Genomic DNA, 20,780 nt, shown 5'->3' with positions numbered 1-20,780 from the left:
CGCAATCACAAATCAACATCTAATTTGCGGAACGGCTTTCCAGCTGGTGGTATATTGAGGTGATAAAAAGTTTCGACGCATTCCCCACTTTACTTGTGTACCTTGCGCAGAAACAAAAACCGTATCTCGGCCATAGCGTTGATTAAGGCTATCCATCACTCCCATCAATTCAGGTTTATCCATAGGCTTATTAAATAAATCTAATTGCTGATGTTTCACGTCGAGAAGATCAAGTAAACCTATACCCACTTTGTAATAGCGAACGTCATTTTCAAAAATCTGTCCAATAACCTGTGATATAGCAGTACAAATTTCCATAGTGCAGTTTGTAGGCCTTGGAAAACTCAATAAACGTTTGAAGAATCGTGGCTGTTTATCATGTGGCGAACTATGGGCAAACACTAATACTTGAGTACAACCCGCCCCCTGTTTACGTGCTTTAGCCGTTGCAATACCAACATGTTTGCAAAGCGCTTGCTGCAATTCAGTCTTAGTAGTAATTCGATTACCCATGCTTCGAGTAGAAAAGATTTGTCTATTCTCTGCTTTTACATCATCCCAGTGTTTACAAACAATGCCATTAAGCTCGTTAATGGTACGCTCAACTTCAACGCTAAATTGTTTTCGGGCCAACTTTGCTGGCATATTGGCAAGATCGTAAGCGGTATTAATACCTAAAATCCTGAGTTTTACAGATAGCTTTCGCCCTATTCCCCAGATATCCTCAATATCCGTAACTTGTAATAGTGTCTTTATTTTACTTATAGAGTCTAAAACGCATACACCTTTGTACTCTCGGTGTTTTTTAGCGGTGTTATTAGCCAGTTTGGCAAGGGTCAATGTTGACGCGATTCCCACACATACTGGTAAGCGAGTTTCTTTCCAAACCGTTCTTCTGATTTGTTGCCCATGCAAAGCCAAATTAGGGATAGCTTTTAAGCTATTTTTAAAAGATAAGAAAGTTTCGTCGATTGAGTAAATGTGCTGTTCAGGTGCAAACCGGCCTATGGTTTGCATCAGTTTGGCAGATAAATCTGAATACAACTCGTAATTTGAGGAGCAAACAATAATGCCTTTTTGTTCGCAAAGGTGACGAGCTTGAAAATACGGGATAAATTTTTTAATGCCAGCTTCTTTTGCAAGGCGATTTGCCGCAACGATACAACCATCGTTATTACTTAATACAATAATTGGTTTTCGTCGCCAATCGGGTCGGAATACCGTTTCGGCAGAACAATAAAAGCTATTAGCATCTACAAGTGCAAACATGGAGCATTATCCCAGCAATGTACTAACACGATGACAGCGAATAGAGCGAATGATCACTCCTTCAATAGAAAAATCATCGTATTCATTGATCCTAACGGCTTGATATTGCTCATTGGCAGAAAGCAGTTGCTTACGGTTGGCATCATAGATTTTACAAACAAACTCTCCATTAAGGTTGGCAACCACAATATCCATATGACGACGATTTACATGCCTATCTACAATCAAAATATCATTATCGAATATTCCAACACCTTGCATGCTATCGCCACTAGCACGACCGATAAAAGTCGCACTAGGATGTTCGATTAAAAGCTCATCCAAACTTAATGCTAGCTGTGAATATTCAGCCGCTGGCGATTCAAAACCTGTTATTCCTGCTTGCGCAAATATGGGAATTATCTTCATATCTCGACAAACTGTTTATTTATACAGTATATTTTAGCAATGATATTCAGATAAGGTAAAGTCCAAGTTTGTCTAGATGTTCTCATTCACAGTAACTCATTGAAACGGTATTCTTTTTCAACTTTAACGATTCGAGTTGTGTATGCTGAATACCATTTATCCTTACCGAGTTTCTGGGCTTGAAGATGTGCGGGGTTACTTTTCCAGTTTTTTATCGCTTCTAAGCTTTCCCAATACGATACTGTTATGCCAATAGACTCACGAGCAGACTCAACGCCTAAAAAACCCGGTTGAATCGCGGCTAGTGCCATCATTTCATTCGCCATCTCACCATAGCCATCTTCAATGTTTGTTCGCAATGAAGTAAAAATGACCGCATAGTAAGGTGGCTTAGGAGTATTAGAAATTAAGCTCACAATATCATTCTCATTTTGCTTCTAGAATATAGCTCCGCAAAGGAGGCGAAATACGACCTGTTTTGATCGCTTGAACCATATGTCCAATAACTGGGCTGAAATCACCTTGCTTATTATCAAGAAAATAACTGTGCCCTTTCAGGTCAAACTTATTATTAAAGTCATCACAATCGACTTCATAAACATTTTTTGGCAACTCACTTAGGTCATTAGAGCCTGTCATTCCCATTCGGCGAGATAATGTTTTATGCCGTAAATTGGCTAACTTAGAGGCTGGCATAGCCAAGTCATCATTAGCAAAATAGACAACAAGGTTACGAGCAGCATCACTCAAATAGTGACCAGGCTTATCGGCTTCAAGTATTTGGTTATCAACATCAGCCGCCACCATAAAAATATTTCGAAATAATAAGGGCATATTGTTCGAATTATATTTTGATGCCCAGTCTGCAATGGCATTCACTAAAACACGGTTTCCCATTGAATGTGCCAGTATATTCATACGCTTAAAGCATGGTTGCTTTTGCTGCTCAGCTTCACGGCGCCATTGCTCAAATTTGCCTAACAATCGAGAAAAAGCGGGACCACTGGCATCGGCAGCATCTTGATCATCCCAATAGTCGTTAATGAAGGCTAATGCAGAATCATCATCACATGGCCAAATAATTGGGATAACTTCCACCAGCTCTGATGATTGTTGATTGATTAAATTTTGCAGCTTATCTGCACTATCGAAAACATCAGGCTCCATATTGTTGTTAAAACCATGAATGTAAAACAAAAGCTGAGTTTGAGAAGGTAAAGACTTTAAATATTGAAAAAAGTCATGGTGTAAGATCTCTGTATATTCATCTTTATCATGACGCTGGCAAAAATATAAGTATTGCGAAACTGCCGTGTTTTGATAATTGAAACTAATACGCCGTCCTTTACGAGAACGAGCGGATTGCTCAGGAGTTCGGTTAGTAATAAAAAACATATCCATATCCTTTTTCTTATTTATAGCTAGTGCGCGCCCTAATCCTATGTTGAGATTGAGAACATGGTCAACTTTTTTACCATTAGCTAAAATCAAACCTGTTTTATATTGATAATGATTCGCATTGTTTATATCATCCGTGTGTAGATATAAAATAAAGCTAAAAGAGATTGATGAAATGTATGTTTGCGTTTGTCATGGCATAACAGAAAAAGATATACAGCAAGCGATTGATGATGGTGCAACGCATATTAAAGATTTGCGTGAAACTCACGAACTAGGCTCTGAGTGCGGTAAATGTATCTACCTGGCGGCAAGAATGGTACGAGATGGCGCAAAAGATCTTAATTATGATCTCGCCAAAGCGGTATAGTCTTCAATCTTTTATCCTGAACATCAATAAGACTTAGCTTATCAAACCGACAAGATTCCAACTCACTTAAAAGTTCGACTCCTCCCCTGCCTAAAAATAAAACCTCTATCCCACCCTCTAAATCAAAAATATTCACAACAAAGTTGAAGCTAAAACAAACAGCAATCAATTTTATTTGTATAACGGTTTATATCTTTTGGTTATAACTCAACAAATATTGATTATATCCATTGGTTCTTGGCGTGGAATCTAAAAACGCCTTATAACAGTTATGAGTGGCACAGTCCTATCAAACATTTTGAACCAAGGTTGTCATTATGAAAACTGATCGCGGCATTATAAAAACTCTGAATAAAATACTGACCATAGAGCTGACCTCTATAAACCAATACTTTCTTCATGCTCGAATGTATAAAAACTGGGGTTTAGAAGAATTGAATCAAAAAGCCTACTCCAAATCGATAGAAGACATGAAGCAAGCGGATGCAATCATAGAAAGGATTTTATTTCTTGAAGGTCTACCTAACCTACAACACCTTGAAAGGTTAAGAATTGGCGAACATACAGAAGAGATGCTCGGCTGTGACTTAGCCTTACAAATGGAACAAGTCACCTTACTTAAACAAACCATTGAGTTTTTCGAACAGCAGCAAGATTTCGTATCAAGAGAGTTAATGGAATCAATACTTGAATATGAAGAAGATTACGTTGATTGGATAGAGACTCAGCAAATGCTCATCACTAACATTGGTATACAAAACTTTTTGCAAGCCAATTTAGAAGAATAGAGAGAACCTATTATGCAAGGTGTAAAGAAAGTTATTGATTTACTCAATAAGCAGTTAACGCTTGAACTCACATCAATGGATCAGTACCTAGCCCATGCCAAGCTCTATGAAGACTGGGGAATCAACAAGCTTCATAATAAATTGACCCATGAATATGAGGAAGAATTACAACACTCTAAATTATTAATTGAACGAATCATTTTTTTAGAAGGTAAAGCTGACACAGCATCAAGAGATAAAATCAATGTCGGCAATAATGTAAAACAAATGCTAGAGAATGACTTAAGAGCTGAAAAGCGAGTAGCAGAAAGCCTCAGGGGTATCATTTCTGTATGTGAAGATGAGAATGATTTCGTCAGTCGTGAACTATTGGAAAAATTACTCGATGACACTGAGATGGATCATATTTATTGGTTAGAACAGCACCTTGGGCTCATTGATAAAATTGGCATTCAAAATTACATCGAGTCTCAAATGAAATCATCACCCACTTAATAACACCGCTAAAAAATTTTGATTAATAGATCTAAAAAACCAACCAAAGACAGTTGCATTTGCAAATGTTATTGTTTTTATTGAATTTTCTGGAAATTCCATAACTTACTTCTAGACTGAAAAGTGTAAGGCATTTCACTTTTCTTCTGGGGGCATCTATGAGCATTTTCGAGCAATTTCAACAACGATATGAACACAAACGAGATGAAGAATATACACTAGAAGCGTTTCTCGATATGTGTAAAGACGATCCAAGTCTATACTCATCACCTGCAGAGCGGCTACTCGCAGCCATTGGGGAGCCTGAATTCATAGATACATCAAAGGATTCGGTCTTAAGTCGAATCTTCAGTAACCGAGTCATTAAGCGTTACCCTGCTTTTTCTGAGTTTTATGGCATGGAAGAAGCCATTGAGCAAATTGTTGCTTACCTAAAGCATGCCGCACAGGGTTTAGAAGAATCTAAGCAAATTTTATATCTATTAGGGCCTGTCGGTGGTGGTAAATCCTCCTTGGCTGAAAAGCTGAAAGCCTTAATGCAACAGCAACCAATCTATGTGTTGAGTGCTGACGGTGTTCCTAGCCCTGTAAATGACCACCCATTCAGCTTATTCACCGCAGATGAAGACGGTAAATTACTTAGCGACACCTATAACATCCCTACTCGTTATCTAAAGACCATTATGTCTCCTTGGGCAGTCAAGCGTTTACACGAATATGAAGGTGACTTATCAAAATTCCGTGTCGTAAAAATGTATCCATCCATATTGGATCAAATAGCAATAGCCAAAACAGAGCCGGGGGACGAAAACAATCAAGATATTTCTTCGCTGGTGGGTAAAGTAGATATCAGACAGCTTGAACATTTTTCACAACATGATGCTGACGCCTATGCCTATTCAGGTGCTTTATGTAGAGCGAATCAAGGTTTAATGGAATTCGTGGAAATGTTTAAGGCGCCAATAAAAGTTTTGCACCCACTATTAACGGCCACACAAGAAGGTAACTACAACGGCACCGAAGGCTTATCAGCATTACCTTATAACGGTATCATTCTCGCTCACTCTAACGAGTCAGAATGGGCAAGTTTTAGAAACAACAAAAACAATGAAGCCTTCTTAGATAGGGTATATATCGTAAAAGTGCCCTACTGCTTACGTGTTTCAGAAGAAATGCACATCTATGAAAAGCTTCTTGCTAATTCAGAATTAACCGAAGCCCAATGCGCTCCCTCAACCTTGGAAATTCTGGCTAAATTCGCTGTACTTTCACGAATAAAAGCACCAGAAAATTCATCAATATATTCAAAAATGCGAGTATATAACGGTGAAAGCCTTAAAGACACAGATCCTAAAGCAAAATCGTTCCAAGAATATCGAGACTTTGCTGGCGTAGATGAAGGAATGTCAGGGCTATCAACCCGTTTTGCTTTCAAAATCTTATCTAGAGTATTTAATTTTGATCAGTGCGAAGTGGCAGCCAACCCTGTTCATCTGTTTTATGTGCTGGAGAAACAAATTGAACAAGAGCAGTTTGCTAAAGATGTAGGCGAACGCTACCTAGAGTTTTTAAAAGGCTACCTTATTCCGAACTATGTCGAATTCATTGGTAAAGAAATTCAAACCGCCTACCTTGAATCTTACTCAGAATACGGCCAAAACATTTTCGACCGTTATGTGACTTATGCTGACTTTTGGATACAAGATCAAGAATACCGCGATCCAGAAACTGGACAACTGTTTGATCGAACAGCTTTAAACACGGAACTAGAAAAAATTGAAAAGCCTGCAGGTATAAGTAACCCTAAGGATTTTCGTAATGAGATCGTCAATTTTGTATTACGAGCCAGAGCAAACCATGGCGGCAATAATCCTCAGTGGACTAACTACGAAAAATTACGAACCGTGATTGAGAAAAAAATGTTCTCTAATACTGAAGACTTGTTACCCGTCATTTCATTCAATGCAAAAACCTCAACCGATGATCAGAGAAAGCATGATGATTTTGTCAACCGAATGATGGAAAAAGGCTATACCAAAAAGCAAGTCAGGCTACTTTCTGAGTGGTATTTAAGAGTGAGAAAATCGTCGTAATTATTACCCAACAAATTAAGTGTCATACCTCGAATGCAGGAGTCTAGCTTTCAATAGACTGTTAGACTCCTCACTCGCAGCAGCGACAATCAAATGACAGGTGTTTGGTAACAAGTAACATTGGCATGGAGGCGGTATGGCAAATTTCATTGATAGACGATTGAATGCAAAAGGCAAAAGCACCGTTAATCGGCAGCGATTTATTGAACGAAACAAAAAACAGATCAAGCAATCGGTCAATGATGCGATAACACAGCGAAGTGTTACTGATGTCGAAACGGGTGAAAGAATCAAAATTCCTACCAAAGATACCAAAGAGCCCTTCTTTCATCATGGAGATGGCGGTATTCGTAAACAAGTTCACCCAGGCAACAAAGAGTTTGTAACAGGGGACAAAATTCCTAAGCCTAAGCAGAGTCAACAAGGGCAAGGTGAAGGAGAAGCCTCGGACTCTGGAGAAGGAGAAGATAATTTCATCTTTCAAATATCAAGAGACGAATACTTAGAGCTCTTATTTGAAGATCTTGAATTGCCAAATTTACACAAAACCGATAACTCTAAAATTGTTGAAACCCAATTGCAGCGTGCAGGCTTTACGACTGATGGTGTCCCAACCAATATTAATATCGTGAGATCACTTACCGCATCATTAGGACGTCGAATCGCCCTTTCTGCAGGTAAGAAACAAGAACTGAATAAGCAAAAAAAAGAATTAGCTGAATTATTGGAAATACCAGGTTCAAGTATTGAAGAAATTAAGACAAAACGGCAGCAGGTAGCTGAACTTAAACATAAAATCAAAAAAGTGCCATTTATTGACACGTTTGATCTTAGGTATAACAACTACAAGCAACATCATGTGCCGACCTCACAAGCCGTCATGTTTTGCTTGATGGATGTATCAGGTTCAATGGATCAAGCAACGAAAGATATCGCCAAGCGATTTTATATACTGCTGTATTTATTTTTAACTCGTACTTATGAAAATTTAGAAGTGGTATTTATACGTCATCATACTCAAGCCAAAGAAGTCGATGAACAAGAGTTCTTTTATTCGCAAGAAACTGGTGGAACCATAGTTTCAAGTGCACTTAAATTGATGAATGAAATTCAGCAGCAACGCTTCCCAGAAAATGAGTGGAATATTTATGTAGCACAAGCATCCGATGGCGATAACTGGGCAGATGATTGCAGTAAGTGTATAGACTTATTACAACAATCAATTTTACCTATATGTCGATATTACTCATATATCGAAATTACCCAACGAGCACACCAATCTTTGTGGCGTCAATACGAAAAACTAGAAGCTGAATTCGATAATATCGCTGTGCAACATATAAAAACCGTTAATGATATATATCCAGTGTTTCGAGAGTTATTCAAAAAACGCGTTGTTTAAGGGATTAAAGATATGGAAGAACAAAAATTACCGTTAAGTGATGGACCAGAATGGACCTTTGAACTGATTGAAGAATATCAACATCACATTAGGGAAGCCGCTAAACACTATGGGCTAGATACCTACCCGAATCAAATAGAGATTATTACTGCTGAGCAGATGATGGACGCCTATTCTGCGATAGGGATGCCGGTAAATTATACCCATTGGTCATTTGGTAAAAAATTCATTCAAACGGAACAGAGCTACAAACGTGGCCAAATGGGACTGGCCTATGAAATCGTTATTAACTCGAACCCTTGTATTTCCTATTTAATGGAAGAAAACACCATTACTATGCAGGCCTTAGTTATTGCGCACGCGTGTTATGGTCATAATAGTTTTTTTAAAAATAATTACTTGTTCCAAACTTGGACTGATGCTAGCTCAATAATCGATTATCTAGTATTTGCCAAAAACTACATTGCCAAATGTGAACTAGAACAAGGCTCAGCAAAAGTAGAAGAAATATTAGATTCCTGTCATGCACTTATGAATTATGGCGTTGATAGATACAAGCGCCCTTCTAAACTGTCAATTCAAAAAGAAAAAGAAAAACAAAAGCAGCGTGAAGATTACCTACAAAGTCAGGTCAATGATCTCTGGCGCACGCTTCCTGAAACAAAAGAAAACTTAAAAATAAATGCAGAGCAGCGATTCCCACCTGAGCCGCAAGAGAATATTTTGTATTTTATTGAAAAGAATGCACCATTACTGGAACCTTGGCAGCGTGAGATCGTGAGGATTGTTCGTAAAATCTCGCAATATTTTTATCCGCAAAAACAAACTCAAGTTATGAATGAAGGCTGGGCAAGCTTTTGGCACTATACCCTGCTCAACCATTTGTATGATCAAGGCGTGGTAACGGACAGGTTCATGCTGGAATTTCTAGAAAGCCATACTGGAGTGATCAAACAACAACCTTTCGATAGTCCTTATTATAATGGCATCAACCCTTATGCGCTTGGCTTTAATATGTTTATGGATATTAAGCGAATTTGCCAAGAGCCAACAGAAGAAGATAAGCATTGGTTTCCAGAACTTATTGGTAAAGATTGGTTGGAGACCATACACTTCGCGATGAAGAACTTTAAGGACGAAAGCTTCATCAGCCAGTACTTATCACCACGCTTGATTAGAGAGTTCAAACTGTTTGGAGTGATTAATGATTCTGAAAAAGATCATCTGACAATATCAGCCATTCATAATGAGCAAGGATATAGAGAAATACGACAACAGCTGTCGCAGCAATATAACTTGTCTAACTTAGAACCCAATATTCAAGTACATAATGTAAAAGTAAATGGAGATAGATCCTTAACTTTACGGCACGTGCCATACAACAAAATGCCGCTAAGTGATGATCATCAAGAAGTGCTCAAACACATGCATAGATTGTGGGGCTTTGATGTCCATTTAGAAGAAGAGAAATTTGAAAATGAAGTGGTTTATTTAGGCAGTTGCCCTCAACGTTCCAACAATAATGAAAGCACAAAAGCAGATTAGCAAAAAGCCCTTAGTGATAAGGGCTTTTTTTATAGACAAGTTATTTATTACTTATCATCATGAGCATATTCGGCAGGTAAGTCGTCACGTATTTGAGCCCATACTTTTCCGCTCTTAATACCATATTCGCGCATTAATAGCGGAACAGTTTCAAACTCACCACTATCAGCAATAGCTTTCAACTGATGATAAAAATCAAGTGCTAAAGATCTTGCTTCTGAGCTAGTGAAATAATAACGCCCTACTCGACTGTATAGGCCTTTGAAGCCATTCAAGATCAAAACATAAAGCGGGTTTCCACAAGAAAACGCCAACTTATGATGTAACTGATAGTCAAATTCAGCGAATGCTTCTGCATTATCCTCAAGTGCTGACACATCAGCTAACACTTCTTGTACCATTCCAGGGTTTGTTCGAACAGCTGCACGAAAATAAATAGTACTGATATTTGTACGAGCCGATAATAGTTGATCGACTAATACAGGGAAGCCATCAGGATTAAGATCGGCAATGGTTTCAAGAATATTTAAGCCAGAAGTCTCCCAAAAGTTATTCACTTTTGTAGGTTTTCCGTGCTGAATAGTCAACCAACCGTCTCTTGCTAAGCGTTGCAATACTTCCCGTAAAGTAGTACGAGTTACACCGATTAACTCTGATAATTCACGTTCTGCTGGAAGAATAGAACCAGGTGGAAATTTATTTTCCCAAATAGAGCGCACTATATATTTCTCTGCAAAGCTCGCAGGTCCCTTAGCATTGATAATCATCAACCTACATTTCCAATAATTATTCGCATTCTTGGTAACTGATCATACCAGACACAACACAAATGAAAACAACTCTTAGCGAATGTTTTTTACAGAATGGATATTTTTTTGCTGAAAAATTGTGACGACGATAGCATTTTGAAACTGGAAACCGTAGAATTTCAAGCTTCAGCTTTCTATTTCTTTTTTTTGAGAACTGAGTAGACAAATGAATTTTTTATTTCGTCTAGACTGAACCCCCATAAATATAATGCGCTTTGGTCAGTTTTTATAAATTTACCAAGATGGAAAAATGTTAGAGAGGAACCTATGCCTGTGACAATCAGTCAGGCGTTTATTGATAACTTCTTAGGTAGTTCTCCTAAGTGGTACAAAATCGCGATTATTGCATGTTTGATCATCAACCCACTTGTATTTTACTTTATTGACCCTTTCGTTGCTGGCTGGCTTTTAGTCATTGAGTTTATTTTTACTCTCGCCATGGCACTTAAATGCTATCCATTACAGCCCGGAGGATTATTAGCTTTAGAAGCTATAGCCATTGGGATGACCTCCCCAACCCAAGTACTCCACGAAATCGAAGCAAACCTAGAAGTTATTTTATTATTGGTCTTCATGGTTGCTGGTATTTATTTCATGAAGCAGCTGTTGCTGTTTGCATTCACCAAAATCATCACTAAAGTTCGAAATAAGATGATGGTTTCGTTAATGTTCTGCTTCTCAGCGGCGTTTTTATCAGCATTCTTGGATGCACTAACCGTTATCGCGGTTATTATTGCTGTCGCTGTTGGTTTTTACTCTATTTATCATAAAGTTGCTTCGGGCAAAAATTTCAGCGACAGTCATGATCATACTGGTGAAGATCATCACTTAAATGAACAAGAGCTAGAAGATTTCCGAGGTTTCTTAAGAAATCTACTGATGCATGCTGGTGTTGGTACTGCACTTGGTGGCGTATGTACCATGGTCGGTGAACCACAAAACCTGATCATTGCCGATAAAGCGCATTGGGAATTTGTTGAATTTGCTATTCGTATGGCTCCGGTAACCTTACCTGTGCTAATTGCAGGTCTAATAACGTGTGTATTGGTCGAGAAATTCAAAGTATTTAGCTATGGCGTTCAACTGCCAGATGCGGTTCATTGCATTCTTTCTGACTACGATAAGTATCAAGATAAGAACCGTACGACTAAAGAAAAAGTAAAACTAATCGTTCAAGCCATTGTTGGTATTTGGTTGATTGTTGGTCTTGCTTTACATTTAGCAAGCGTTGGTTTGATTGGTTTATCAGTAATTATTCTAACTACCTCGTTTAATGGTATTACTGATGAACACGCTTTAGGTAAGGCTTTCGAAGAAGCGCTTCCTTTTACCGCTTTACTTGCGGTATTCTTTGCGGTTGTTGGCGTGATCATTGACCAGCAGTTATTTGGGCCTATCATTGCATGGGCATTAGCATTTGAAGGTCATGGACAATTAGTTATCTTCTATATGGCTAATGGTTTCTTGTCTATGGTCTCTGATAACGTATTTGTTGGAACTGTTTATATCAATGAAGTGAAAGCGGCATTGTTGAATGGTCAAATTACACGTGACCAATTTGATCTGTTAGCTGTTGCCATCAACACTGGTACTAACCTACCATCTGTTGCAACTCCAAATGGTCAAGCTGCGTTCCTATTCTTGCTGACGTCTGCGATTGCCCCACTCATCAGATTGTCTTATGGTCGTATGGTTTGGATGGCACTTCCATATACAATTGTACTGACTATTGTAGGTGCTCTTGCTATCCAACTTGGTTGGCTTGAAAGTTTAACTCAGCATTTCTATGATACACACCTGCTTATGCATCATTCTGTAAAAGAATTGCTGGACACAAGTGCCACAGCTCATTAATCTGAGCTTAAGGCATTAATTAGTAAATAAATTAGCCCCATTATGGGGCTTTTTTATGGCAATCACTTTGTATATGGAGTTATCAGTGAAGCAACTTGTACAATTTTCTCAGCAAAGACTTTCATGGGGTCTATTGACATTAAGCGCTCTAGCTTTAGAAGGTTGCGCCCTCTATTTTCAATACGTAATGAAGCTCGATCCTTGCGTAATGTGTATCTATCAAAGATTAGCTATTCTGGGGATCGCCGTTGGTGGTTTCATTGGATTAACCAATCCCAAATCTCGACTAATGCGATGTATCGGAATCGTTGTATGGGGTGTGAGTGCATCATGGGGATTAAAAATTGCGATTGAATTAGTAAAAATTCAAGTCGAAAATAACCCATTCGCCACCTGCTCGTTCCTACCAGACTTTCCTTCGTGGATGCCACTCCATGAATGGCTTCCATCGGTATTTATGCCTACTGGGATGTGCGGTGAATCGCAATGGATGTTTATGGGTGTATCTATGGCTGAATGGATGGTTGTCGTATTTGTGATTTATTTGGCTGCATTTGCATTATTCTTCCAACCCTCTCTAAGCAAAACAATCGAGAATAGAGGTGGATTTAGATAATCCGCTAATCTTTTACATTGAGCGGCCACATAACAATGTGGTCCTCAATATCCCGCACTCTTTCTTCATTAACCACTTTCTTTGAAACTGACATACCAAATTTGTGCATTTTCTTTTTATTACCAGTTATTAGCGGATGCCAGCTTGGTAGCGGTAAACCATTATATAAGCGCTTATATGCACAGGTGTCAGGTAACCAATCAAGTTGCGGCAGGTTATCAATGGTAACTACAGTGCAGTCTGGTACATAGTCAAAACGAGTTTCATATTTAGTACAATGGCATTTCTTGGTATCCAATAACTTACAAGCTGCATTGGTGTAATAAAGCTCGTCAGTTTCATCATCGATGATTTTATTTAAACAACATTTACCACAACCATCACAAAGAGACTCCCATTCTTGAGAAGACATTTCTGCTAATGATTTTTGTTCCCAAAAAGCCATCATATAGAACACCGCAAATAAAAAAAGGCTGAAGATTCTACTATAAATCTTCAGCCTTTGCAGAGGTTAATCTTATACTTTTAAAAGCCTTTTATTTTTCTATTAAGCCGCTCAGATAAGTACATCACTGATAATAACCGATAATCGTCCATCTTTGGCCACTTACCTAACACATCAAAGTTGTTGTATGTAAGATAATAGCGACCTTTTGAATTTGGCACTTTTAATAATCGAGCATAAATATCGGCGCGGCTTGATAGAGGGCTACCATTAAATTTAGTGATCCCTCTCTGCGACCAAACATTAAAATTTTGTGCTTGTGTTAAGTTAGTTTCATCATTTAAAGCTCGAGTAAGCTTAACTTGTCGCCCCCATGTAGCAGTATGATCCCAACCTTGTTTATTCAAAAAATTCGCAATCGTCGCAAAGCTATCTAAATGATTATGCCAAATATCTTTTTTACCATCATTATCCCAATCAACGGCATACTGATAATAGAAACTAGGTGAGATAGACAATAAACCTAAGTTTCCATGGTAATCACTGCTAATTTCTTCAATTGAAACATAGCCAGCCTTAACTGAGCTTACAGCAGCCACAAGTTCATTTTTGTAACCTTCATCATGCTCATCGTATGCTTTAGATGCATATACAGATAACGCAGAATAATTCGCTTTGGATTTACCAAAATTAGAGACTACTGCCCACAGTGCAACAATGAAACGGGGTTGAACAGAGTATTGCTTTGAAATGGCCTGGAGTTGATGTGAATAATTTTGATGCTTTGCATACGAATAATCTATGGCTTGCTGATCAACAACTCGCGTTAAATAATCTTCAAAAAAAATGTTAGAATCAGAAGATACTGGCGGTTCACCAAGCTTTTTGAATTGTTTTATTTTTGGAAGTAAAGTATCAACCTCAGCCGCAGAAAGATTAGATTGTGGCGATGAAAGCACATTGTTTACAAAATCTTTGAAACTAATGTTGTTAGCATAACTATTAATACTAAACGCTAAAGTAAATACTACTGATGCCTTTTGTACGAATAAACTTGCCATTCTATACCCTGTTTTCCTTGTGTTACCACTGAAACTAGTTACATACATCGTTTTTCAACTAGTGATAAGGCCGCACTTATTATTTTTTATAGAAAATGTTTAACTTTAAGTTTTAGCTTTCAAGCTTAACGCTCTCACATAAAAACAACAAGTGCTCATGTTTTATAGCACTTACTCTTCCATTCCTAAGGCTTTCTTGTGTTGCTCTAAAAGGTTCTCTGTTGGCGGTGGTAGTTGTAGATAAAAACCTTTTTCTTCAATATCATTTTTCACTGTATCAATATCAGCTAGAGCCAGTTTTTCTACCTTTACAAATGGTAAGGCCATAACAAAAATTGGTGTTCCGAACATCTTTAATAATGGTTCTGGCACTTGGCTAAAATCGCCATTTTTAGGGACGTAGAGGTAGGTTTCTGGCTTAACACTGCTTTTATAGACAGCACATATCATAATCGGGTACTTACTGCTTGAAAGATAAAGTGCCACACTATAACATGAAGCACTGAAAATATAATCTGGATCAGCATTGTGCTGAAGAATTTCAGGAGAAGTAAGGCCGGGATGCTAGAATCAAATCTCGAGTTAAAGGGTTCTTCTTTCACGCTATCTGTACTTCATATTAAAAGTGCTGATCTTGAAAAGATAAGAAATGAATTAGCTGAAAAACTCGCTATAGCCCCTCAATTTTTTTTGGGTGCACCACTTGTTTTAAATCTTGAAGCCGTTGCCCTTTCAGAATTAAATCTCATTGAGCTAAAACAACTACTGAATGAGTATGATCTCATCATTGTTGGTGTTACTGGAGGTTCTGAACAACAGCACAACTCCGCTAAAGAAATTGGATTGGCAACAATGAAAGCCGGTAAAACGGTCTCATCAAAGTCCATCAATGCTCCAAAGACAACCCAAATTGTTAAAAAGAATATTCGTTCTGGTCAACAAATCTATGCCAAAAATGCTGACTTGATCATTTTTGGCGCTGTAAGTAATGGAGCAGAAGTGATTGCTGATGGCAGTATCCATATTTATGGCTCTTTGCGCGGGAAAGCAATGGCAGGAGCTACGGGTGATAAAAACGCAATTATTATCGCTCATAAACTAGAAGCAGAGTTAATCAGCGTTGCTGGACAATACTGGTTAACCGAAAATCTAGCTGAACATGACACTGAAAGTGCATGTTGCATCAAGTTAGATAATGAATCATTAATTTTTGAATCACTCCCCTTCTCAAAGGGAAAATAGGGATAATAACAATGGCACAAATTATTGTGGTCACCTCCGGGAAAGGTGGCGTAGGAAAAACCACATCTAGTGCAGCAATCGCAACTGGATTAGCCCTTAAAGGACACAAAACCGTTGTCATCGATTTTGATATTGGTTTAAGAAATCTCGATTTGATTATGGGTTGTGAGCGCCGTGTCGTTTACGATTTTGTTAATGTCATCAATGGTGAAGCCAACTTAAACCAAGCGCTTATCAAAGATAAACGCTGTGAGAAATTATTTATTTTGCCAGCCTCTCAAACGCGCGATAAAGACGCTTTGACAAAAGAAGGCGTGGGTAAAGTTCTTGATGATTTAGCTAAAGACTTTGAGTACATCATTTGTGATTCACCTGCGGGTATTGAACAAGGTGCTATGATGGCGCTTTATTTTGCTGACATTGCCGTTGTGACAACCAACCCAGAAGTCAGCTCTGTACGCGACTCAGACCGAATTCTTGGCATGTTACAAAGTAAGTCACGCAGAGCAGAACAAAACCTTGAGCCAATTCAAGAATATTTATTACTAACGCGTTACTCACCTAAACGTGTCACTACAGGTGAAATGCTCAGCGTCGATGATGTTAAGGAAATCCTAGCCATTGATTTAGTTGGTGTTATCCCAGAATCTCAAGCCGTTTTGAAAGCCTCAAACTCTGGTACACCAGTCATTCTAGATACTGAAAGCGATGCTGGTATGGCGTACTCAGACACTGTCGAACGTCTACTGGGTAACGAAGTTCCTCTTCGATTTTTAGAAGAAGAAAAGAAAGGATTATTGAAAAGGATATTTGGAAGCTAACTTATGTCATTAATAGATTATTTTAGATCGAAGAAAACGCCTTCTTCTGCTTCTTTAGCTAAAGAGCGACTGCAAATTATTGTGGCACATCAGCGTTCGGAACGTGATACGCCTGACTATTTTCCAAAGATGAAACAGGAAATCATTGAGGTCATTAACCGATATATTACAATTTCAGAGGATCAAGTCTCTGTAAGCGTTGACCAAAATGATGATAACCTTTCTGTATTAGAACTTAACGTTACGCTTCCTGAAGATAAACAATAGTTCTTTAACATTATTCCATTAAAAAAGCAGTTATGAACATAACTGCTTTTTTGTTAAATCTCTATTTTTGAAAGGCTTTCGTTTGTCAACCTACCACGCCATGCTGTAAGAATTTTCGGCAAGGTTTCAGGTTGTTTCCAAAACCAACCTAAATACTCATGGACCATTTTCTTCGATGCAAGTTGCTCAAGCGGCAATTGATTATGCTCTGCAACCAGAGTCAATTCTTTTTTGATCAACTTAAAACTGGCTTTATAATCATCCCGATAAGCAATGGCGTCGATACGTTCTGGTAAATTCTCGAAATCAGCTTGCTGAAAACATGAAAGAACTTGTTTCCCATAGCGCCCACGCTCAAGGTTAGACATTTCACGGACTTTACCAAAATCTTTTAGGCTCTTAGGCCAAGCCTTAGCTAAAGCGATTAGTATGTGATCCTTAAGGATAAAACCAATGGCTACATCTTTTTTTACTGCGGTTTTTAGGCGCCAACTGGCTAACGGTTTCAACAACGCAAGTTGCTTTGGCGTCAGCTGGAATGCATTTTTAACCTTTAAGTAAGCGTTATCAAAATCGATTTCGTCGGCACGACCAGATGCTTGCAACTGCCCTTCTTCGAACACCCATTCAAATCGTTCTAATTCGATGAGTTTCTGTTTTAAGAGAGGAAATAAGCGGTAAAGATAGAACACATCATTCGCCGCATAATCAAGCTGCTTTTGAGATAACGGACGTTTTAGCCAATCCGTTCTAGACTCACCTTTATCTAACGAAACATCAAGGCATTGCTCCACCAGTCTCCCATAGCCTAGCCCATGATCAAAACCACAAATAGATGCCGCAAACTGCGTATCGAATAAACGCTTAGGCTCAACTTGACCATAATGTGCAAAAATATCTAAATCTTCACTGCCTGCATGCAACAGCTTAATGATATTTTCGTTTTCCAATAATGCCCACAAACCTGATAAATCTTCACACTTTAATGGATCGATCAAAGCAAGGGTTTGACCATCATACATTTGGAGCAACCCAAGCTTTGCATAGTAAGTGCGAGTGCGAACAAACTCTGTATCTATACTGAGAATATCGCTTTGTGAGTATTGCAGAATTAAATCATCAAATGCATTTTGATCTTCAATATAGATATAATCGAAACCCAAATCGCTACGCAATGTTTCAGACATTAATTATCCTGCTTTTTTTCTTCGTCACGTAATGCACGTCTTAAGATTTTGCCGACGTTTGTCTTTGGCAGTTCTTTTCTAAACTCTACAAATTTTGGTATTTTGTAGCCAGTTAAATGCACTCTACAGTGCTTGATTAGTTCTTTTTCAGTTAATTTATCGCTATTAGAAACCACAAAAATCTTAACCGCTTCACCACTTACATCATTTGGCACACCGATAGCCGCCACTTCTATGACTTTAGGATGTAAAGCAACAACATCTTCAATCTCATTTGGAAACACATTAAAACCTGAAACCAAAATCATATCTTTCTTACGGTCTACAATATAGAAAAAGCCCTTTTCATCCATATAGCCAATATCACCAGTCGCTAACCAACCGTTTTCATCGATAACGTCTTTGGTCGCTTCAGGGTTTTGCCAATAGCCTTGCATGACTTGAGGGCCTTTAACATAAATTTCGCCAGATTCACCTTGCGGTAAAGCTTGACCTTCAGAATCCCTAATTTGAATATCCGTGCCTGGTGCTGGATAGCCGATAGAGCCGTTATAACCGTCTAAATCGTAAGGACAGCAGGTAACTAGAGGTGAGGCTTCAGTTAAACCATATCCTTCTAGAAGACGACTTTGAGTGATTGATTGCCATTTTTCAGCGACTGCACGCTGTACAGCCATACCGCCACCAATAGACAACCCTAGGTTAGAAAAATCCAATTTTTTAAATTCTTCATTATTCACCAATGCATTAAACAAGGTGTTTACACCTGTTAATACTGTAAAAGGATACTTTGCAAGCTCAGATACAAACGCAGGAATGTCGCGTGGGTTTGTAATTAGTAAGTTATTACAACCCTTTTCGACAAATAAAAGGCAGTTAACGGTTAGTGCAAAAATATGATACAGAGGTAATGCAGTAACAACCAATTCTTTACCGTCTTTGAGAATTGGTGAGTAGGCACCACTTGCCTGTAATACATTGGATACTACGTTGCTATGGGAAAGCATCCCACCTTTCGACAACCCCGTTGTTCCTCCCGTATATTGTAGAAACGCAATATCTTCTGAGCTGATTTCTGGCTTGATATATTGCTGTCTACGACCTTTGGATAGCACCTGTCTAAAAGGTAAGGCATGCGGCAAATTATATTTAGGAACAAGTTTTTTTATGTATTTAACAACAAAATTTACGATGGTGCGTTTCGGTGTACTTAGTAAGTCACCTAACCCCGTAATAATCACACTCTTTACAGGTGTTTCATCCACAACCGTTTCTAATGTTTTTGCAAAGTTAGAAACAACGACAATGGCTTTAGCACCAGAATCATTGAGCTGATGCTTTAATTCTCTAGGCGTATAAAGAGGGTTTACATTAACGACCACCATTCCTGCACGTAAAACACCAAACAAAGCAATTGGATATTGCAAAGTATTAGGCATCATTAATGCTACCCGGTCACCTTTTTTAAGGCCCAGTTCATTCTGTAAATATGCTGCGAATGCTCTACTGCGCTCTTCTAATTTACGATAGGTAACCGTTGCCCCCATACTAACAAATGCAGGCTGATCGGCATATTTATTGACTGATTTTTCAAACATATCAACCAGTGAGGAATATTGGTTTGAATTTATGTTTGCTGGAACACCTTCTGGTAAGTTATCTAGCCAAGGTTGATTCACATTCGTCTCCTAAGTTCAATCGAAGAGACAGGATAAACTGCATCCTGTAAAAAGTATGATAGTTATTATTCTTGTTTAACAGAACGTCATACGCCTGTTTGAATTGTAATTGTTCATATTCACATAAATAAACACAAAATCCTAGTTTTTGTGTTTATGACTGCTCAATGAAAGAGCAAATATGAGTTGCAACTTGCTTTGGACTATCCATATGAAGATGGTGACCACCATCACAATTGGCGATCTTAAGTTGATCAAAATATTGATGATTCTTCTCTGTGAGTGTTTCTAGCTGTATGTAACTGGAATTTTTACCCAAGATTAACAGAGTTGGAGTGACCACTTTATCAATTAGGCTAGATATCTGGGATTCAGAATAACGCCATGCTGAATCTAACTTAAGCTTAGGATCAGAATGCCAGATGACTCCGTTTTCTGATTTAGTTAAATTTCTTGAAACCAGCAATACACAAGAGTCATAATTTAGTTTTGTTAACTTATGACGAGCTTTTGCTACAACTTCAATTGATGAATAGTGCTTCATATCATTCTTTGAGCTGGCTAGTTGGGCGTGTTGTTGAATTGAACGTTTGAGACGCTCTCTAGCCTTATTTTCTTTTTCAAATAATGGCAACAAAGCGTCCAGTAAAATCAATTTCTCGACTCTCTCAGGAAATAAACTACTGTAAATAGTTGCTATAATACCGCCAAAAGAGTGACCAAGGATTTGCACGCGATCTAATGTAAAATTCTCGACGAAATACGAAATTATTAACTCTAAATCGAATACGTAGTCAGTAAGGTGTAATGAATAACCATCTTGTCGATGCTGGGAATGACCATGCCCCGGCCAATCAATGGCAATAATGCAATAATCACTTAAAAATGGTGCGAGTGATTCAAAGCTATTTGCATTATCTAACCAGCCATGCAATGCAAGAATAATTGGCTTATTTGATTCTCCCCATTGTTTAGCGGCTAATCGAATGTGAGGAAGCTTAATTATTATTTCTTTCGAGTTAACCATATTA

22 protein-coding genes are annotated in these 20,780 nt (G+C 38.3%); 11 read left to right on the top strand and 11 right to left on the bottom strand.

Annotated features, from left to right (window positions below):
- Positions 1–12 precede the first annotated feature (12 nt).
- From E2H97_RS08515 to E2H97_RS08500, 4 genes are all read right to left on the bottom strand, one after another.
- Positions 13–1,269 (bottom strand): Y-family DNA polymerase, encoded by a 1,257-nt coding sequence (locus E2H97_RS08515; RefSeq protein ID WP_133406746.1) that lies wholly within the window; start codon positions 1,267–1,269, stop codon positions 13–15.
- A gap of 6 nt (positions 1,270–1,275) precedes the next feature.
- On the bottom strand, positions 1,276–1,677 hold the full coding sequence (locus tag E2H97_RS08510) for a LexA family protein (protein ID WP_133406745.1): 402 nt from the start codon (positions 1,675–1,677) through the stop codon (positions 1,276–1,278).
- 86 nt (positions 1,678–1,763) lie between these two features.
- Complete coding sequence (locus tag E2H97_RS08505) at positions 1,764–2,093, bottom strand: antibiotic biosynthesis monooxygenase family protein (RefSeq protein ID WP_133406744.1); 330 nt, start codon at positions 2,091–2,093, stop codon at positions 1,764–1,766.
- A 10-nt stretch (positions 2,094–2,103) separates the two neighbouring features.
- On the bottom strand, positions 2,104–3,072 hold the full coding sequence (locus tag E2H97_RS08500) for an alpha/beta hydrolase (protein ID WP_133406743.1): 969 nt from the start codon (positions 3,070–3,072) through the stop codon (positions 2,104–2,106).
- 139 nt (positions 3,073–3,211) lie between these two features.
- Here E2H97_RS08500 and E2H97_RS08495 point away from each other — a divergent pair, with 139 nt between their 5' ends.
- The 6 genes from E2H97_RS08495 to E2H97_RS08470 all read left to right on the top strand — a co-directional run bounded on the left by E2H97_RS08495 (position 3,212) and on the right by E2H97_RS08470 (position 9,768).
- The gene (locus tag E2H97_RS08495) at positions 3,212–3,445 is read left to right on the top strand and encodes a (2Fe-2S)-binding protein (protein ID WP_170308268.1); all 234 of its coding nucleotides are present in this window, start codon (positions 3,212–3,214) and stop codon (positions 3,443–3,445) included.
- Positions 3,446–3,762: 317 nt separating this feature from the next.
- Positions 3,763–4,233 carry a bacterioferritin gene (gene bfr / locus E2H97_RS08490; RefSeq protein ID WP_133406741.1) on the top strand — a complete coding sequence of 157 codons (471 nt, stop codon included), beginning with the start codon at positions 3,763–3,765 and terminating at the stop codon, positions 4,231–4,233.
- Positions 4,234–4,245: 12 nt separating this feature from the next.
- Positions 4,246–4,728, top strand: coding sequence for a bacterioferritin (gene bfr, locus E2H97_RS08485; protein WP_133406740.1), 483 nt, complete (start codon positions 4,246–4,248; stop codon positions 4,726–4,728).
- 158 nt (positions 4,729–4,886) lie between these two features.
- Positions 4,887–6,821 (top strand): PrkA family serine protein kinase, encoded by a 1,935-nt coding sequence (locus tag E2H97_RS08480; RefSeq protein WP_133406739.1) that lies wholly within the window; start codon positions 4,887–4,889, stop codon positions 6,819–6,821.
- 136 nt (positions 6,822–6,957) lie between these two features.
- Positions 6,958–8,223: a YeaH/YhbH family protein gene (locus E2H97_RS08475; RefSeq protein ID WP_133406738.1), complete on the top strand. Its 1,266-nt coding sequence runs from the start codon at positions 6,958–6,960 to the stop codon at positions 8,221–8,223.
- 12 nt (positions 8,224–8,235) lie between these two features.
- A complete protein-coding gene (locus E2H97_RS08470) occupies positions 8,236–9,768 on the top strand; it encodes a SpoVR family protein (RefSeq protein ID WP_133406737.1) in 1,533 nt (510 codons plus the stop codon).
- Positions 9,769–9,815: 47 nt separating this feature from the next.
- Here E2H97_RS08470 and fadR read toward each other — a convergent pair whose 3' ends face one another.
- On the bottom strand, positions 9,816–10,535 hold the full coding sequence (gene fadR, locus E2H97_RS08465; protein ID WP_133406736.1) for a fatty acid metabolism transcriptional regulator FadR: 720 nt from the start codon (positions 10,533–10,535) through the stop codon (positions 9,816–9,818).
- Between the two features lie 309 nt (positions 10,536–10,844).
- Between fadR and nhaB the strand changes: the two genes are divergently transcribed.
- The gene (gene nhaB / locus E2H97_RS08460) at positions 10,845–12,431 is read left to right on the top strand and encodes a sodium/proton antiporter NhaB (protein ID WP_133406735.1); all 1,587 of its coding nucleotides are present in this window, start codon (positions 10,845–10,847) and stop codon (positions 12,429–12,431) included.
- 85 nt (positions 12,432–12,516) lie between these two features.
- On the top strand, positions 12,517–13,047 hold the full coding sequence (gene dsbB / locus E2H97_RS08455; protein WP_425466804.1) for a disulfide bond formation protein DsbB: 531 nt from the start codon (positions 12,517–12,519) through the stop codon (positions 13,045–13,047).
- Between the two features lie 4 nt (positions 13,048–13,051).
- On the opposite strand, the gene E2H97_RS08450 is transcribed toward dsbB, so the two are convergent.
- The 3 genes from E2H97_RS08450 to E2H97_RS08440 form a co-directional block, all read right to left on the bottom strand.
- Positions 13,052–13,492, bottom strand: a complete 441-nt coding sequence (locus E2H97_RS08450; RefSeq protein ID WP_133408600.1) for a YcgN family cysteine cluster protein — start codon at positions 13,490–13,492, stop codon at positions 13,052–13,054.
- An 80-nt stretch (positions 13,493–13,572) separates the two neighbouring features.
- Positions 13,573–14,553, bottom strand: a complete 981-nt coding sequence (locus E2H97_RS08445; protein WP_170308267.1) for a lytic murein transglycosylase — start codon at positions 14,551–14,553, stop codon at positions 13,573–13,575.
- Between the two features lie 171 nt (positions 14,554–14,724).
- Positions 14,725–15,003, bottom strand: a complete 279-nt coding sequence (locus E2H97_RS08440) for a YcgL domain-containing protein (protein WP_133408599.1) — start codon at positions 15,001–15,003, stop codon at positions 14,725–14,727.
- Between the two features lie 111 nt (positions 15,004–15,114).
- Between E2H97_RS08440 and minC the strand changes: the two genes are divergently transcribed.
- The 3 genes from minC to minE are packed head-to-tail and all read left to right on the top strand — an operon-like array spanning position 15,115 to position 16,883.
- On the top strand, positions 15,115–15,795 hold the full coding sequence (minC, locus tag E2H97_RS08435; protein ID WP_133406733.1) for a septum site-determining protein MinC: 681 nt from the start codon (positions 15,115–15,117) through the stop codon (positions 15,793–15,795).
- 11 nt (positions 15,796–15,806) lie between these two features.
- On the top strand, positions 15,807–16,616 hold the full coding sequence (gene minD, locus E2H97_RS08430; protein ID WP_133406732.1) for a septum site-determining protein MinD: 810 nt from the start codon (positions 15,807–15,809) through the stop codon (positions 16,614–16,616).
- A 3-nt stretch (positions 16,617–16,619) separates the two neighbouring features.
- A complete protein-coding gene (gene minE, locus E2H97_RS08425; protein WP_133406731.1) occupies positions 16,620–16,883 on the top strand; it encodes a cell division topological specificity factor MinE in 264 nt (87 codons plus the stop codon).
- Positions 16,884–16,936: 53 nt separating this feature from the next.
- On the opposite strand, the gene rnd is transcribed toward minE, so the two are convergent.
- The 3 genes from rnd to E2H97_RS08410 all read right to left on the bottom strand — a co-directional run bounded on the left by rnd (position 16,937) and on the right by E2H97_RS08410 (position 20,776).
- Positions 16,937–18,070 carry a ribonuclease D gene (gene rnd / locus E2H97_RS08420; protein ID WP_133406730.1) on the bottom strand — a complete coding sequence of 378 codons (1,134 nt, stop codon included), beginning with the start codon at positions 18,068–18,070 and terminating at the stop codon, positions 16,937–16,939.
- Positions 18,070–19,749 (bottom strand): long-chain-fatty-acid--CoA ligase FadD, encoded by a 1,680-nt coding sequence (fadD, locus tag E2H97_RS08415; RefSeq protein ID WP_133406729.1) that lies wholly within the window; start codon positions 19,747–19,749, stop codon positions 18,070–18,072. Before fadD ends, rnd begins: the two co-directional genes overlap by 1 nt.
- A 154-nt stretch (positions 19,750–19,903) precedes the next feature.
- The gene (locus E2H97_RS08410) at positions 19,904–20,776 is read right to left on the bottom strand and encodes an alpha/beta fold hydrolase (RefSeq protein WP_133406728.1); all 873 of its coding nucleotides are present in this window, start codon (positions 20,774–20,776) and stop codon (positions 19,904–19,906) included.
- Between the last annotated feature and the right edge of the window lie 4 nt (positions 20,777–20,780).

This window comes from Parashewanella tropica (assembly GCF_004358445.1).
Lineage (GTDB): Bacteria > Pseudomonadota > Gammaproteobacteria > Enterobacterales > Shewanellaceae > Parashewanella > Parashewanella tropica.
This window is presented reverse-complemented; position numbering and strand designations above follow the sequence as displayed.

Excerpts from the sequence above, each read along its gene's own strand:
- E2H97_RS08500 (WP_133406743.1), bottom strand. The coding sequence starts at position 3,072 with ATGTTTTTTATTACTAACCGAACTCCTGAGCAATCCGCTCGTTCTCGT.
- E2H97_RS08510 (WP_133406745.1), bottom strand. The coding sequence starts at position 1,677 with ATGAAGATAATTCCCATATTTGCGCAAGCAGGAATAACAGGTTTTGAA.
- E2H97_RS08480 (WP_133406739.1), top strand. The coding sequence starts at position 4,887 with ATGAGCATTTTCGAGCAATTTCAACAACGATATGAACACAAACGAGAT.
- nhaB (WP_133406735.1), top strand. The coding sequence starts at position 10,845 with ATGCCTGTGACAATCAGTCAGGCGTTTATTGATAACTTCTTAGGTAGT.
- fadR (WP_133406736.1), bottom strand. The coding sequence starts at position 10,535 with ATGATTATCAATGCTAAGGGACCTGCGAGCTTTGCAGAGAAATATATA.
- E2H97_RS08475 (WP_133406738.1), top strand. The coding sequence starts at position 6,958 with ATGGCAAATTTCATTGATAGACGATTGAATGCAAAAGGCAAAAGCACC.
- E2H97_RS08450 (WP_133408600.1), bottom strand. The coding sequence starts at position 13,492 with ATGGCTTTTTGGGAACAAAAATCATTAGCAGAAATGTCTTCTCAAGAA.
- E2H97_RS08445 (WP_170308267.1), bottom strand. The coding sequence starts at position 14,553 with ATGGCAAGTTTATTCGTACAAAAGGCATCAGTAGTATTTACTTTAGCG.
- minE (WP_133406731.1), top strand. The coding sequence starts at position 16,620 with ATGTCATTAATAGATTATTTTAGATCGAAGAAAACGCCTTCTTCTGCT.
- bfr (WP_133406741.1), top strand. The coding sequence starts at position 3,763 with ATGAAAACTGATCGCGGCATTATAAAAACTCTGAATAAAATACTGACC.
- minC (WP_133406733.1), top strand. The coding sequence starts at position 15,115 with ATGCTAGAATCAAATCTCGAGTTAAAGGGTTCTTCTTTCACGCTATCT.
- E2H97_RS08470 (WP_133406737.1), top strand. The coding sequence starts at position 8,236 with ATGGAAGAACAAAAATTACCGTTAAGTGATGGACCAGAATGGACCTTT.
- E2H97_RS08515 (WP_133406746.1), bottom strand. The coding sequence starts at position 1,269 with ATGTTTGCACTTGTAGATGCTAATAGCTTTTATTGTTCTGCCGAAACG.
- E2H97_RS08410 (WP_133406728.1), bottom strand. The coding sequence starts at position 20,776 with ATGGTTAACTCGAAAGAAATAATAATTAAGCTTCCTCACATTCGATTA.
- rnd (WP_133406730.1), bottom strand. The coding sequence starts at position 18,070 with ATGTCTGAAACATTGCGTAGCGATTTGGGTTTCGATTATATCTATATT.
- bfr (WP_133406740.1), top strand. The coding sequence starts at position 4,246 with ATGCAAGGTGTAAAGAAAGTTATTGATTTACTCAATAAGCAGTTAACG.
- minD (WP_133406732.1), top strand. The coding sequence starts at position 15,807 with ATGGCACAAATTATTGTGGTCACCTCCGGGAAAGGTGGCGTAGGAAAA.
- E2H97_RS08440 (WP_133408599.1), bottom strand. The coding sequence starts at position 15,003 with ATGATATGTGCTGTCTATAAAAGCAGTGTTAAGCCAGAAACCTACCTC.